This window comes from Alteromonas hispanica (genome assembly GCF_010500915.1).
Taxonomy (GTDB): domain Bacteria; phylum Pseudomonadota; class Gammaproteobacteria; order Enterobacterales; family Alteromonadaceae; genus Alteromonas; species Alteromonas hispanica.
On the sequence record NZ_JAAAWP010000002.1, the window covers coordinates 260892 to 274585 of the forward strand.

Below are 13694 nucleotides of genomic sequence, written 5' to 3' on the forward strand. Positions count from 1 at the left end.
GGCATTACTCCGTGCGTTTTGCTTGTTTACCTTGCTCTATGGCCATAGCAACGAAACTGTCAATAAACCCTAGTGTATCTGACTGTTTCCTATGCCCCACGTACAAGGTTTTCTCTAAACCCTTCTCGCCAAGAGACCTATATATAAGGCTCTCACATTCTTTCGATTCTTCTACAAGCCATTTCGGTAACGCAGTTACTCCTCTGCCTGCCGCCACCATTTGTAAAATGATCTCAGTCGTTTCTATTGTTTTATGGCTTTTCACCGACGCGTTGGCAGGCGTTAGAAATTGCGAAAAGATATCTAGCCGACTTCTCTCTACTGGATATGAAATAAGTGTTTCTTTAACTAAATCTCGCGGTGTTATAAATGCTTTATCGCCCAGTTCATGGTCGTTGTGCATCACTAATACCTGCTCGTAACTAAAAACGGGCGTATAAGTAATGGCATCTAAATGCAAAGGGTCAGGGGTGATCAACACATCAATATCATACCCATGCAATGCCTGAAGCCCACCAAAGGAAAAGGCCCTTCGTACATCCACATCAACATCTGGGAACGCTTTTAAAAAAGGCGCCACTATTTTGAGCAGCCATTCAAAACAAGGGTAGCACTCCATACCAATACGCAAAATTCCCTGCTTTCCCTGTGCAAATCTACGAAGCTGCGATTCGGTATGTTCGAACTGAGGTAGTATGCGCTGAGCCAGGCCCAGCAAACTCTCTCCTGCCTGAGTGAGTATTAAACGCCTTCCCTCTTTTTGCCACAAAGGAACGTCAAACTCATGCTCTAGTTTTTTCATAGCATGACTTAGCGCTGATTGTGTCAAAAACAACGACTTAGCTGCTTCAGTCATTGTGCCGTGTGTTTGTATTGCTTTTACAATACGCAGGTGTTGTCTATCAATCATTCAATAAAGCCCTAATCACACATACTTACAGCATCTGCCAGTCTCGCCTCGATAATCCGCTTTAGAATTATGGATATCTCTCGGAATGTTTGTCTGCTTGGTGAGGTATTTCGCCATGCTAGTGAATGCTGCCTTTCTATAGGCATATCTGCAATTTCACAGACATGCAGAGCCTCAGGTTTGTGCAGTTCTGAGTGAATATAAAGGCCGGGCAAAAATGCCACTCCCATTCCCATCACAACCATTTGCCTCAATGTATCTAAGCTCGTTCCTTCGTAATCACGCTGTAAATCTGCACCAATATCTTCGCATATTCGCTGTACCTGATGATGGAAATGATGTCTATCTTCCAGCGTAAGTATTTTTTCACCACTGATATCCTGTGGTTGCACGAAGGCTTTACCGGATAGGAAGTGGTCAGAAGGCGTGACAAATTTAAGTGGCTCTTTGAAAAGGGGATAGGTAATTAATTGGGAGTTTTCTGTCGAAAGTGGCGACAAAATCAGGTCATATTCTCCTCGTAATAAACCGTGTTGTAGATCATCTGGAGAGGCTTCCCTGACGTAAAATCTCAACCCCGGTTTAAGTTTGTGTAAGTCAGGTAGCACAAACGGAAGTAGATAAGGGCCTAGTGTAGGTGGAATGCCGAGGCGATAGGTAATGATTTCCCCTTTAGACAGATCTCTAGCCATTTCGGTAAAACGTTGAGTTGATTGCAATACCTCTTCTGCACTCGCTAATAAGGCTTTACCTTGCGGTGAAAGTAGGGTTCCAGTGCGGGAGCGCTCAAAAAGCGTTAAACTGAGTGTGTCTTCCAACGCATTTATTTGGCTAGTCAGCGTGGGTTGGCTAATACCTAGTGCACCGGCAGCCTGTCGAAAATTGAGATATTTAGCAACAGCTACAAAGTAGCGTATCTGGTTAAACGAAGGGGCTTTGCCGCCTAATTGCATGCTGATATTTCCTACTTTCGACTATATTTTTCAATAAAAAACGCTAGCGTGATAGCAATTGGGTATCACGAGCTACTATATTAAACTATTAATCTATCAAGTGACACTAGAGTATTAACATCATTATAACTATTAAAATACCGGGAGTATTCTATGGATCATGTTTTTTCAGGTGTTACCAAATTTCAAAAGGAAGTGTACCCTAGCAAAAAGGCGACCTTTCAAAAGCTAGCTAATGGTCAAAATCCAGAAGTTCTTTTCATTACCTGCTCAGATTCTCGCATCGACCCCAACTTAGTGACCCAGACAGAGCCGGGTGAGCTATTTATCTGCCGTAATGCGGGTAACATCGTGCCACCGCACAGTAATCAAACAGGCGGTATGACAGCGTCTATCGAGTTTGCCGTTGCAGCGTTAGGCGTTTCTCACATTGTTGTTTGTGGACACACAGACTGCGGCGCTATGAAAGGGGCAATTAACCCAGAAGGGCTTGATTCTCTACCTCATGTAAAAGAGTGGCTAGGTCACTGCCGTGCAGCCACTGATGTGGTAAAAGAGCGCTGCGGTCACGATAAATTGTCTATTGACGATTTAGAAGCCGTAACCAAAGAAAATGTACTTCAACAAATACAACACCTTCGCACTCACCCTGCGGTTGCAGCAAAAATTGCAACGGGTCAAGTTGAACTTCATGGTTGGGTGTATAATATCGGTAGCGGTGACATGCTTTGTTATAGCAGTGAAACCGGTGACTTTATCACTATGGATCAGTCAGAAGCTGAAGCTAGATTTAAACGTGCAAACGCTGCTGAATAAGAGGGAACATTTGTGGTAAAAGTTAATTTTTCAAATTTAAGGGGTGATCTTACTGGTGGTTTAACCGCCGGTATCGTTGCATTGCCCTTAGCGCTAGCACTGGGTGTAGCTTCAGGTCTTGGGCCTATGGCTGGCCTGTACGGCGCAATTGCAGTGGGCTTTTTCGCTGCACTTTTTGGCGGTACACCCGCTCAAATTTCTGGTCCAACGGGCCCTATGGTTGTTGTGCTGGCGGGCTTGTTTGCAAGTCTATCAGGTGACGCTAGCTTAATTTTCACAGCAGTGATGCTAGCCGGTGTTTTCCAAATAGCCTTCGGATTATTTGGCGTAGGACAGTACATCCGTCTTGTTCCTTATCCAGTGATATCTGGCTTCATGTCAGGGATAGGCGCTATCATTATTATTCTGCAAATTGGTCGATTGCTTGGCCATGAGCCTCCTGGTGGAACAATTGGTGCCCTTTCTTACCTTCCAACCGCGTTGGCCGATATCAATTTCTCTACACTAGCGCTTGGTTTGGGTACGCTTATCATTGCTTATAAATGGCCTGCGTCGCTAGGAAAGTATGTTCCTGGTGCTTTAGCGGCACTAATTATCGGTACCTTAGTGAGTTTGGCATTAAGTGTACCTGTGCTTGGAAATATTCCAACGGGTTTACCAAGCTTACAGCTACCTGTATTCGACCAAAGTAAACTATGGTTGGTGATAGAAGCTGCGTTCGTACTAGCGTTGCTTGGTGCAATAGACAGTCTGCTAACGTCTCTTGTTGCGGATAACATGACGCGTACCCGCCACGACAGTAACAAAGAACTTATTGGTCAAGGTATTGGTAATACATTTGCAGGTTTAATTGGCGGTATCGCTGGCGCAGGTGCCACCATGCGTACCGTAGTTAATATTCGTAGTGGCGGTAAATACAATGTGTCGGGTATGGTGCATGCACTCGTATTGCTTGCCATCGTGTTGGGTCTTAGCCCACTTGCAGCACAGATACCGCACGCAGTACTTGCGGGTATTCTGGTCAAGGTTGGCCTAGACATCATTGACTGGGGTTACCTAAAACGTGCTCACAAAGGCCCAAGATGGGACTTCGCTCTAATGCTAGTAGTGCTGTCTTTAACGGTGTTTGTAGACCTTATCACCGCAGTAGGTGTTGGTGTGGTACTTGGCGCGCTAGCGTATGTTAGGCAGGTTGCGCAATTGCAAATTGAAGAGCTGCAAAAAATACCTCAAGAGCTCAACGACCCGAAAGAGAACGCATTGTTTGAAGAGCTTAAAGACAAGGTTTCTATCTTTAGCTTTGGCGGCCCGCTAAGCTTTGGTGCTGCAGCAGACCTTGGCCATCGCGTTCGCGAACGAGTGCCTGCAGGCTCTCAGTTCACTATTCTAGACTTCTCTCGCGTACCGCTTATGGATGTTTCTGCCGCAATGGCGGTTGATACGGTAACCTCTGATGCTCTAGCGGCAGGTAGGCAGTTAATATTGTGCGGAGCCAATGAAAAGCTGAACAAGGTTTTAGAAGGGGTGAATGAAGCTCATCCAGGCATACCTAATTTTGAAACTTTGCATGAAGCGTTGGTATTTGCAAAAAAGAAAGTGGGCGGTAATGGTGATGCCGACGATCAAGCGCCTTTAAAAGCAGCCGCTCAATCTTAATTGATGCTACGCGGTTAAGAGTAGACCGCTAAAGCAATGTTTCATATACAAAGCTCCCTGTTCTTCACGAACAGGGAGCTTTTTTATTTGTGAGTTTAATTGTGTCGTTTATTTTTGTGCAACAATCGCATTTTATGCCTTACTGAGTGAAGTTAGTGGAATAAAGGGGTGTTGATATTTACAATGCGTGCATAAAATTATGAGGCATTTAACGCACAGAGACCCGCGTTAAGTTGATAAGCAGGAGTGGTAGTATGCCCAAAGTCGGTATGGAATCGATTCGCAAAAAACAGTTAATAGATGCAACCTTAGCTGTCATGGCCGAAGTGGGGTATCACGGCACAACAATTAGCTTAATTAGCAAACGAGCCGGGTTGTCGTCAGGCATTATAAGCCATTATTTCGGCGATAAGCAGGGCCTGATTGAAGCGACGATGCGTTATCTTTTAGAGGCGCTAAAAATAACCAAAAAGATTTCAGACCCTCTAGCTCGCATAGATTTTATAATCGAAAATAACTTCTCTCAAACGCAAGGGGCAGCCTCCGCAACTAATACATGGTTTAACTTTTGGGCTCTTTCACTTCATAATGAAAACTTGCACAGGCTTCAATGTATTAATCATAAGCGTTTAGAGAGCAATTTAGCCTTTAGCTACCGTCAACTTTTGCCAAAAGCACATGCAAGACATGCAGCGGCATCAACGTCTGCATTAATTGATGGCTACTGGTTACGCTATTCTATGGGAAGCGTTGGACACGGCGATTTTGCAGAGCCAGTCACTCGAATCAAACAATACGTAAGAGACTTGATAGCACAACACGGCAAATCGTAAGTTTTGTTATTTTAGGCTATTAATCAGCCTTAAACCTAAATCAAAAGTGCTATTCAAATCCGGGGCTTACATTACAGATCTGGTAACGTTTTTACGTAACTTCATCGCTAAATTACCCTAGGCCCAATAAAAAAGGCATCATAGATTACTATGATGCCTCTTAACCTAAGCAGTTTAAATCATGTATAGCAGCTGAACTGAATCCGTCCTAGTTCAGCTGAATACAGTCTTTCAATACCTATTACCAAATACGTACGCGCTCTTCTGGAGCAAGGTACAGTTCATCGCCAGGCTGCACGTTAAACGCTTCATACCACGCATCGTGGTTACGAGGTGCTTGTGCACGGAAGCGCCCTGGAGCGTGAGTACCTGCGCGAAGCTGATTTAGCATACTTTGCTCAGTACGTTTTTCTTTCCAAACTTGAGCCCATGCTAAGAAGAAGCGTTGATCGCCAGTAAGTCCGTCGATAACAGGTGCTTCCTCACCGTTAAGGCTTAACTTATAAGCGTGATATGCCATTGCCAGGCCGCCCACATCCCCGATGTTCTCGCCTAAGCTGTTTCTACCGTTAACAAAGTTGCCTTCTATTGGCTCATATTTGCTGTACTGTTCTGCGAGCGCGTCTGCTTTTTCTTCAAATGCGGCGCGATCTTCGTCTGTCCACCAATTAGTTTGAATACCGTTTGCATCTGACTTAGAGCCTTGGTCATCAAAACCATGTCCCATTTCGTGTCCAATGACGGCACCAATTGCACCATAGTTAACCGCAGGGTCGGCATTGGGATCGAAAAACGGAGGCTGCAAAATAGCAGCAGGGAATACAATTTCGTTGAACGAACTGTTGTAGTAAGCGTTAACTCGCTGTGGTGTCATGCCCCAACGCTCACGGTCGGTTTTTTTAAGTTCACGTTCAACAGACTCTGCATGGAAGAATTCACGTAAATTGCGAACATTACCAACCAGGTCGCTATCACTAATCGTGACGCCATCAAAAGACTGCCACTCATCTGGGTAGCCAATTTTCGGGCGGAAAGCCATCAGCTTTTCTTTTGCGTTTACTTTTGTTTCTTCACCCATCCAGTCTAGTGTGTCTATGCGCTCACCCAATGCGGCGCGAAGATTTTCAACCAATTCGGCCATCTGAGTTTTAGAACTTTCAGGGAAGTACTCATCAACATAAATTTTGCCTATTGCAAAGCCAAGTGACTGGGTGCTAGACATCTGGCTTAGCGCGCGCTTCCAGCGCGGACGTGGCTCTTGCTGACCGTTTAACGTGCGACCGTAAAAATCGAAGTTGGCCATATAGACATCTTCTGAGAGCAAGTCCGCATTATTAGAGATGGTGTGATACTTAAGGTACGATTTCCAATCTGCAAGGTCTGCTTGATTGATAAGCTTGATGACATCTTTCACCGGTTCTGGCTGAGTGATGTTTAGCTCAGGTACTTGGTAGTCCATTTGTGCGAAGTAAACATCCCAATCAAAGCCAGGGTAAGTATCAGTAAGCTTACTGCGCTCTATTTGGTTAAGAGTAAGATCGCGGTTACGGCGTTTTTCACGCGGCCACTGTACTTCTGCCAACTGAGTTTCAAGGGCCATAATATTTGCCGCTTTTTCAGCAGCGTTCTCTTCGCCAGCAAGGGTAAGCATCTCTTCAATATGCGCAACATAGGCTTCGCGAATTTTTACAAATCGCTCGCTATCGCTTAAGTAGTAGTCTCTGTCAGGTAAACCTAAGCCACCCACACCAACGCTTAGCTGATATTCGTTAGGATCGAGTCGGTTATACCACATACCACCGCCAATAGGCGTGCTGTAACCGTATAGCCAGCTTTTACCAAATGCTGCGGTCAGATCTTTTGTGCTTTCGATGTTGTTAATGGTGTCTAACACATCGCTGATCGGAGCTATTCCTTTTTCATTGATTGTGTCTGTGTCCATGAATGAAACATAAAAGTCTTTCACTAACTTTTCGTCAGCATTCAGGTTTTCTTTTTCTGTTAGCCCGTCAATAATGGTTTTTACTTGCTCTTCACTGCGCTCTGCAAGTGCCGTAAAGGCTCCGTAGCGAGTTTTGTCAGCGGGTAGCTCATAGTTGTCGTACCAAGTGCCGCTTGCATACATAAAGAAGTCGTCACCAGGCTTCACTTGTTCGTTGCGTGCAGAAAGGTCTACACCGAATGACCCCAGTTCAGCTTCCGCTTTTGTTTGTTCCGCAGTCTCTGCTTTGGTCATCTGTTCTTTTGCTTGTTCTGGTTGACCACAACCGGCAAGGCCTAGTGATGCCGCAACTGCTACGGCTAATAATTTATATTTCATAAGATTTCTCGTTTTGATTTTATGTGTCGTCGTTAGGATGAATGACACTTTTTGTTTTTAAAGTAGGCACAAATTCCTGATTAAAAGGTAAAGCATTCTGTGCCTGATTAAAATAGTGAACGATATGTTGGTTTTCTTGCTGTAAAAAATTTGCGACAGCATCGTGAAAAGCAAACTCTAAAAGCTGATGTTTAGATTTACAGTAAACGGGTTCAAAGCCCCGGAGTATTTTGTGCTCGCCCTGGGTACCGGGGTTAAAGTGAGGTAGCTTGTTGTTAATGGCGAACTCTATTCCCTCAAAATAGCAGCAGGCAAAGTGCAAGCTATCAACCTGCTTTAACGCTCCCCAATATCTGCCGTAAAGGCCTGAGCTGTCATAAAAAAATAGGGCGCTGGCAATGGGCACTTGGTGTTCTTCGGCGGTAACAATAAGAATGCGTTCGCTCATCGTGTTCACCAGGGTTTCAAAAAATGCTTTGTTAAGATATCCCACATGACCGCTTCGTTTTAGATAAGTCGATTGATAGCACTTAACAAAGAAAGAGAGAGTGTCTGCATCAATACTACGGCCAGTTCGATGTGAAAAGCGGATCCCTTTGTCTAACAGCGCTTTTCGAGTTTTGTTAATAGATTTTCGCTTTCTTGACGTCAGTGCGCTAAGAAAGTCATCGAAACCGGCATAATTGTAGTTATGCCATTGAAACTGAACGCTGTGGCGAGTTAAGTATTGGCGTTCTTCATCGAGAGCCTGGTCTTCATCTTCGCCGACAAACAACCAGTGAAGAGAGGAAAGGCTTTCACCGAATCGAGATTCACATTCTGTCTTCAATGAATTGCCAATATCCTGAACGAGATCAGCGCTAAGTAGGTTTTCCTCTTTTACTAATAGTCGTCGTCCCGTAACCGGTGTAAAAGGTACCGCCGCAATCCATTTAGGGTAGTATTCCAATCCATGCTGATGATAAGCGTTGGCCCAGGCATGATCGAAGACGTATTCTCCGTAGCTATGAGTTTTGAGGTAGCCGGGAGCGGCAAGAACAATTCTGCCCTCGCGTTCCACCGTAACATGAAAGGGCTGCCAACCCGTGTCGCCTCCGCAGCAACCAGAAACCTCTAATGCGCTTAAAAATTCATACTGAAGAAAAGGCCCAGCATTGTGTGCAAGCTGGTTCCACTGTTCTTTCGCAATGGTTGCTATGCTGTCATGTATTACTATTTTTTCGTTCATTGATTTACGCGCATTGTTATTTCAGCAGTAATTTTGCGTTAGGGGGTGCGACTCTCAAGCGGTAAAGCTAGAATGTGCTCGTTATTTATGGCTACTTGTTATTGCGGACTTTCTTTATGACAAAAACCTTTATGACAAAAACGACACGCCACGTTTATATAAAACAAAATGTTTACGAAAATTGATAAGGGGCTAGTTCACAAAAATGTCAGAGTTTGACAGAAAGATCATTATTGACGCGATTACTCGCATGCTGGCACGACGAGAGCATAGTTACAGTGAGGTAGTGCGCAAGCTTTCTCAAAAGGGAATTGAAAGCGATGATTTCCTGCCCATATTGGATGAATTTCGCAACAGAGACTTGCAAAGCGATCACCGGTTTGCCTGTAGCAGAGCGCGCACGCTTTACTTAAAGGGGAAGGGGCCTAGAGTCATAAAGTTAGATCTGCAGCAATACGGCGTAGATGAGGGCATAGTGCGAGACGCGCTTCTTGAAATAGAAGCCGATTGGTTTGAAAGCGCGAAAAAAGTAAAGACCAAAAAGTTCGGTGATTTTTTTGAAACCGATTACGCACTGCGCCAAAAGCAAAAACGCTTTCTACAATACCGGGGTTTTTATCAAGACCATATCGATTACGCAGTGAGCAACGAGTAAGCACCCAAACACCCTCAAATTAGCGAAATATATGACAGATTTGCGCCATTACAAAGCGTCTTACACTTAACAGAAATGACTGAATCGTGGTATTGTTGCGCAAATTTGTGCGAGATAAACACAACTGTTTGTGAATATCCCTTTGTTAACATTTCGCTCGGCAGTTATTTCTGAGGAAATGTTTCGCACCGTCCCATTACTAGTATAAAGGAAGTTAGGTTTTCAATGACAATATCAACTGCTGACTTACGCAATAAGTTTATCGATTATTTTAAAAGTCATGGCCATCACGCCGTAGCAAGCTCCTCACTCGTGCCGGCAGACGACCCTACGCTTCTTTTTACTAATGCAGGTATGAACCAGTTCAAAGATACGCTTCTTGGTGCTGATAAGCGAAGCTACAACCGCGCGGTTTCATCACAGCGCTGTGTTCGAGCTGGCGGTAAGCACAATGATTTGGAAAACGTAGGTTATACAGCACGTCACCATACTTTCTTTGAAATGCTAGGTAACTTTAGCTTCGGTGATTATTTCAAAAAAGAAGCCATTGAGTTTGCGTGGACTTTCCTGACTAAAGAAGTAGGCCTACCGAAAGAAAAGCTGTTAGTTACGGTTTACTCTGAAGACGATGAAGCTTTTGATATTTGGGAAAACCACATTGGCGTTCCTAAAGAGAAAATTATTCGCATAAGTACATCTGACAACTTTTGGTCTATGGGTGATACCGGACCTTGCGGCCCTTGTTCTGAAATCTTTTACGACCATGGTGAACATATTTGGGGTGGCCCTCCTGGAACGCCAGAAGAAGATGGTGATCGCTTTATCGAGATCTGGAATCTTGTATTCATGCAATACAACAAGCAGGCCGATGGCAGTATGGAGTCGCTTCCGGCACCTTCTATCGATACGGGAATGGGACTAGAGCGCATTTCTGCAATACTCCAGAATGTACACAGTAACTATGAGATAGACTTGTTTCAAAACCTTATTAAGTCAGCGGCTGATATCGTTGGTACCACTGATTTGGAAGACAAATCGCTGCGCGTTATTGCTGATCATATTCGCTCTTGTAGTTTCTTAATTTGCGACGGGGTAATGCCATCGAACGAAGGTCGTGGTTACGTTCTTAGAAGAATTATCCGCCGAGCTGTACGTCATGGTTACAAACTTGGCGCAGACGACATCTTTTTCTACAAGTTAGTTGCATCTCTAGCGAGTGAAATGGGAGAAGCCTATCCGGAGCTTGTTGATCAAAAGCCAGTGGTTGAAAAGGTACTTCGTGTAGAAGAAGAGCAGTTTAGCAAGACACTAGCTCGCGGCATGGCAATGCTTAACGATACGCTTGAGTCGTTAAAGGGCGATACTATTCCAGGCGATATCGTATTTAAACTCTACGATACCTACGGCTTCCCAGTTGATTTGACCAACGATGTTGCCCGCGAGCATGAGCTAAAAATAGACGAAGCAGGCTTTGAAGCCGCAATGCAAGAGCAGCGCGCAAGAGCACAACAAGCCAGTAACTTTGGAACCGACTACAACAGCAGGTTGGTGGTAGAGCAAGAAACTGCTTTCACCGGCTACACGGAAGTTGAAGGCAGCGCTACTGTCGTTGAACTTATTGCTGACAATGAGTTTGTAAGTACCTTAGAAGACGGCCAAGAGGGCGTAGTGGTGCTAGATAATACGCCGTTTTATGCGGAAAGCGGTGGTCAATCGGGTGACAAAGGAGTTTTACGAGTTGCTAATGGCGAGTTTGTGGTTTCTGACACACAAAAAATGGGTAAAGCCTTTGCTCATAGAGGCGTGGCAAAAGGTACGGTGAAGAAAAAAGATACCGTTAAAGCTGCTATTGATATTGCAAACCGAGAATCGATTAAAAAGAACCATAGTGCAACGCACCTTTTACACGCGGCACTGCGTGAAATTCTTGGCGACCACGTCACACAAAAAGGCTCTCTTGTTGAGGCGCCTCGAATGCGTTTTGATTTTTCTCATTTCGAATCGCTTTCTGCACAGCAAATTGCTGAGATTGAGCGAAGAGTAAATGCAGAAGTAAGGGCTAACCATGCGCTAACCACTCAACTTATGGAACTTGAAGATGCTAAAGCGTCAGGTGCCATGGCATTATTCGGTGAAAAATACGACGAAAAAGTTCGCGTTGTTACCATGGGGCCATTCTCAGTAGAACTTTGCGGTGGTACTCACGTTGAAAGAACCGGTGATATCGGTCTTTTCAAAATAGTAAGCGAAGCCGGTATAGCCTCAGGCGTGCGTCGGATAGAAGCTGTCACTGGCGAATATGCAATAGAAATGATTCAGAACCAGCAAACCACGCTAGCTTCATTGTCTGCAATGTTGAAAACAGACCCAACTAATGTAGTAGATCGCGTGTCTGTATTGCAAAGTCATACTAAAGAATTAGAAAAATCGCTCACTGCGGCGAAACAAAAACTGGCAAGTCAGCAGGGTGCTGATATGCTTAGTAATACGGTAGAAATAAACGGTGTTAAGGTACTTGTTGCGAACCTTGAAGGTGTTGAGGCCAAGTCGTTACGTTCAATGATGGACGATATAAAGAACCGAATAGGCGAAGGTATCGTAGTATTAGGTGTAGCAAACGAATCTAAAGTTAACCTGATTGTTGGCGTAACCAAAAAACTTACCGGGCAAGTTAAAGCAGGTGAATTGGTTAACTTTGTAGCCTCTCAGGTTGGTGGTAAAGGCGGCGGTAGGCCAGATATGGCTCAAGCTGGTGGAGACCAGCCGGAAAATCTTAATAAGGCGTTAGATTCGGTTAACGCTTGGTTACAAGATAAGCTATAATGATAAGTGCATATAACAGTGAGTTTTTGAAGTGACACAGAGACAGGGAATCACTGTGCTTCCGCTGGGTCGTGCCGGCGAGTAAGCGAACTATAATGGAAACGTTAAATATAAAGGAACAGGAGCAAGCGAATGCTTATTTTGACTCGTCGAGTTGGTGAAACGCTTATGGTTGGTGACGATGTTACTGTTACTGTGTTAGGCGTAAAAGGGAATCAGGTACGAATAGGTGTTAACGCACCAAAAGAAGTTTCTGTGCACCGTGAAGAGATATATATGCGCATTCAAGCTGAAAAGGGCGGACAGCCCGATTCCGCAGAGTAAGCGTTAATAGAGCTTCACTGGGGAAGGTCGGCGCACGCCGGCCTTTTTTGTTGGTGTTTTTATTATTGTTGCGTCACCTTGATGTAGAACCGCTATACCTGCGTTAACACGCCGGGATTACCAACGTTTTAAGTCTCGCTGAGTGGGTAGGCATCTATACACATATATATGCACAGCGGTATAAGCCATTTTATGCATGGCATTCTTTGAAATCGTGTTTATACTGTTTAACCAGCATTCAAATTACGTGTTTTTTAAACGAATCGTTTAAAATGACAGCGGACGAACACTTTCTTCCTAAAAAAGGTTTGACTCAAGCCAGTGAATCCGTAAAATGCATCCCGCACTCAAGGAGAGGTGGGTGAGTGGCTGAAACCAGTTCCCTGCTAAGGAACCGTACGTTAATTCGTACCGAGGGTTCGAATCCCTCCCTCTCCGCCATTATTCGTTGATAGTGGCGGTCGACAAAAAGTTTATTGCGCGTGTGTAGCTCAGCTGGATAGAGTACCTGGCTACGAACCAGGCGGTCGGAGGTTCGAATCCTTCCACACGCGCCACTTATTTGAAGCGTCACCTTTCGATGTAAAAATTGAAAGTAAAACAGTTTACGCGTGTGTAGCTCAGCTGGATAGAGTACCTGGCTACGAACCAGGCGGTCGGAGGTTCGAATCCTTCCACACGCGCCATATAAGAGAGCCCACCTCATTGAGGTGGGTTTTTTTATGTCTGTCAAAACAGCATGCTATGGGGTAGTCATTTCTCTTACTCGTCCTCCCTCTATTTCCTCGCTTTTTACTAAATGTTCCTTAGCTTTGTTGAAGTTTGAGTAACCCCGTGATAGTTATTTAACCACAACAACAAACTTGTGAGCACGCATGAATACCGATTCTGTTGCTAGCCTTCTATTAGAGGCCGCTTCTTTAATGCTAATAGGCATGGTGTTTGTCTTTTCTTTTCTTGGCTTGCTTATATTAGGCATTCATTTAATAGCGAAATTCTGTAGCGTATTTCCAGGCGAAGTAGCCTCAGAATCAGTTGTGGCTGACAGAAGGGCTAATGCGCAACAACCAAGCGTTGAAGGTTCAATCACTGATGGCTCAGGCATCGAAAAGAATGTCATCGCCGCAATTTCTGCCGCTATACACGCACATCGAAAAACCAATAAGAATTCATAAT

The 13694-nt window shown here is 44.6% G+C and carries 11 protein-coding genes and 3 tRNA genes; 10 read left to right on the forward strand and 4 right to left on the reverse strand.

Going from position 1 to position 13694, the window contains the following annotated elements:
• Positions 1 to 4 precede the first annotated feature (4 nt).
• Together GTW09_RS04105 and GTW09_RS04110 are read right to left on the reverse strand one after the other, a co-directional pair.
• Positions 5 to 910: a LysR family transcriptional regulator gene (locus GTW09_RS04105; RefSeq protein WP_163110319.1), complete on the reverse strand. Its 906-nt coding sequence runs from the start codon at positions 908 to 910 to the stop codon at positions 5 to 7.
• Between the two features lie 11 nt (positions 911 to 921).
• A complete protein-coding gene (locus GTW09_RS04110) occupies positions 922 to 1863 on the reverse strand; it encodes a hydrogen peroxide-inducible genes activator (protein ID WP_163110321.1) in 942 nt (313 codons plus the stop codon).
• Positions 1864 to 2016: 153 nt separating this feature from the next.
• Between GTW09_RS04110 and GTW09_RS04115 the strand changes: the two genes are divergently transcribed.
• The 3 genes from GTW09_RS04115 to betI all read left to right on the forward strand — a co-directional run bounded on the left by GTW09_RS04115 (position 2017) and on the right by betI (position 5168).
• Positions 2017 to 2679 carry a carbonic anhydrase gene (locus GTW09_RS04115; protein ID WP_163110323.1) on the forward strand — a complete coding sequence of 221 codons (663 nt, stop codon included), beginning with the start codon at positions 2017 to 2019 and terminating at the stop codon, positions 2677 to 2679.
• A 12-nt stretch (positions 2680 to 2691) separates the two neighbouring features.
• On the forward strand, positions 2692 to 4335 hold the full coding sequence (locus tag GTW09_RS04120; RefSeq protein ID WP_163110325.1) for a SulP family inorganic anion transporter: 1644 nt from the start codon (positions 2692 to 2694) through the stop codon (positions 4333 to 4335).
• Positions 4336 to 4589: 254 nt separating this feature from the next.
• On the forward strand, positions 4590 to 5168 hold the full coding sequence (gene betI / locus GTW09_RS04125) for a transcriptional regulator BetI (RefSeq protein WP_071979632.1): 579 nt from the start codon (positions 4590 to 4592) through the stop codon (positions 5166 to 5168).
• Between the two features lie 241 nt (positions 5169 to 5409).
• Here the strand turns inward: betI and GTW09_RS04130 are convergent, their stop codons facing one another.
• The gene (locus tag GTW09_RS04130) at positions 5410 to 7488 is read right to left on the reverse strand and encodes a M13 family metallopeptidase (protein ID WP_163110327.1); all 2079 of its coding nucleotides are present in this window, start codon (positions 7486 to 7488) and stop codon (positions 5410 to 5412) included.
• A gap of 19 nt (positions 7489 to 7507) precedes the next feature.
• Complete coding sequence (locus GTW09_RS04135) at positions 7508 to 8716, reverse strand: GNAT family N-acetyltransferase (RefSeq protein WP_163110329.1); 1209 nt, start codon at positions 8714 to 8716, stop codon at positions 7508 to 7510.
• A gap of 205 nt (positions 8717 to 8921) precedes the next feature.
• On the opposite strand from GTW09_RS04135, the gene GTW09_RS04140 reads away from it, so the two are divergent.
• The 7 genes from GTW09_RS04140 (at position 8922) to GTW09_RS04170 (ending at position 13693) form a co-directional block, all read left to right on the forward strand.
• On the forward strand, positions 8922 to 9371 hold the full coding sequence (locus tag GTW09_RS04140; RefSeq protein WP_071979629.1) for a regulatory protein RecX: 450 nt from the start codon (positions 8922 to 8924) through the stop codon (positions 9369 to 9371).
• A 225-nt stretch (positions 9372 to 9596) separates the two neighbouring features.
• Positions 9597 to 12194: an alanine--tRNA ligase gene (gene alaS / locus GTW09_RS04145; RefSeq protein ID WP_163110331.1), complete on the forward strand. Its 2598-nt coding sequence runs from the start codon at positions 9597 to 9599 to the stop codon at positions 12192 to 12194.
• Positions 12195 to 12326: 132 nt separating this feature from the next.
• A complete protein-coding gene (csrA, locus tag GTW09_RS04150) occupies positions 12327 to 12518 on the forward strand; it encodes a carbon storage regulator CsrA (RefSeq protein ID WP_032094439.1) in 192 nt (63 codons plus the stop codon).
• A gap of 351 nt (positions 12519 to 12869) precedes the next feature.
• A tRNA-Ser gene (locus GTW09_RS04155) sits at positions 12870 to 12959 on the forward strand.
• 39 nt (positions 12960 to 12998) lie between these two features.
• Positions 12999 to 13075: transfer RNA gene (locus GTW09_RS04160), tRNA-Arg, on the forward strand.
• A 52-nt stretch (positions 13076 to 13127) separates the two neighbouring features.
• Positions 13128 to 13204: transfer RNA gene (locus tag GTW09_RS04165), tRNA-Arg, on the forward strand.
• A gap of 189 nt (positions 13205 to 13393) precedes the next feature.
• A complete protein-coding gene (locus tag GTW09_RS04170; protein ID WP_071979627.1) occupies positions 13394 to 13693 on the forward strand; it encodes an OadG family transporter subunit in 300 nt (99 codons plus the stop codon).
• Position 13694: the final 1 nt, after the last annotated feature.

Bases quoted from the DNA above. Each gene is read 5' to 3' on its own strand.
- GTW09_RS04105 (WP_163110319.1), bottom strand. From the start codon at position 910: ATGATTGATAGACAACACCTGCGTATTGTAAAAGCAATACAAACACAC.
- GTW09_RS04110 (WP_163110321.1), bottom strand. From the start codon at position 1,863: ATGCAATTAGGCGGCAAAGCCCCTTCGTTTAACCAGATACGCTACTTT.
- GTW09_RS04115 (WP_163110323.1), top strand. From the start codon at position 2,017: ATGGATCATGTTTTTTCAGGTGTTACCAAATTTCAAAAGGAAGTGTAC.
- betI (WP_071979632.1), top strand. From the start codon at position 4,590: ATGCCCAAAGTCGGTATGGAATCGATTCGCAAAAAACAGTTAATAGAT.
- GTW09_RS04130 (WP_163110327.1), bottom strand. From the start codon at position 7,488: ATGAAATATAAATTATTAGCCGTAGCAGTTGCGGCATCACTAGGCCTT.
- GTW09_RS04135 (WP_163110329.1), bottom strand. From the start codon at position 8,716: ATGAACGAAAAAATAGTAATACATGACAGCATAGCAACCATTGCGAAA.
- GTW09_RS04140 (WP_071979629.1), top strand. From the start codon at position 8,922: ATGTCAGAGTTTGACAGAAAGATCATTATTGACGCGATTACTCGCATG.
- alaS (WP_163110331.1), top strand. From the start codon at position 9,597: ATGACAATATCAACTGCTGACTTACGCAATAAGTTTATCGATTATTTT.
- csrA (WP_032094439.1), top strand. From the start codon at position 12,327: ATGCTTATTTTGACTCGTCGAGTTGGTGAAACGCTTATGGTTGGTGAC.
- GTW09_RS04170 (WP_071979627.1), top strand. From the start codon at position 13,394: ATGAATACCGATTCTGTTGCTAGCCTTCTATTAGAGGCCGCTTCTTTA.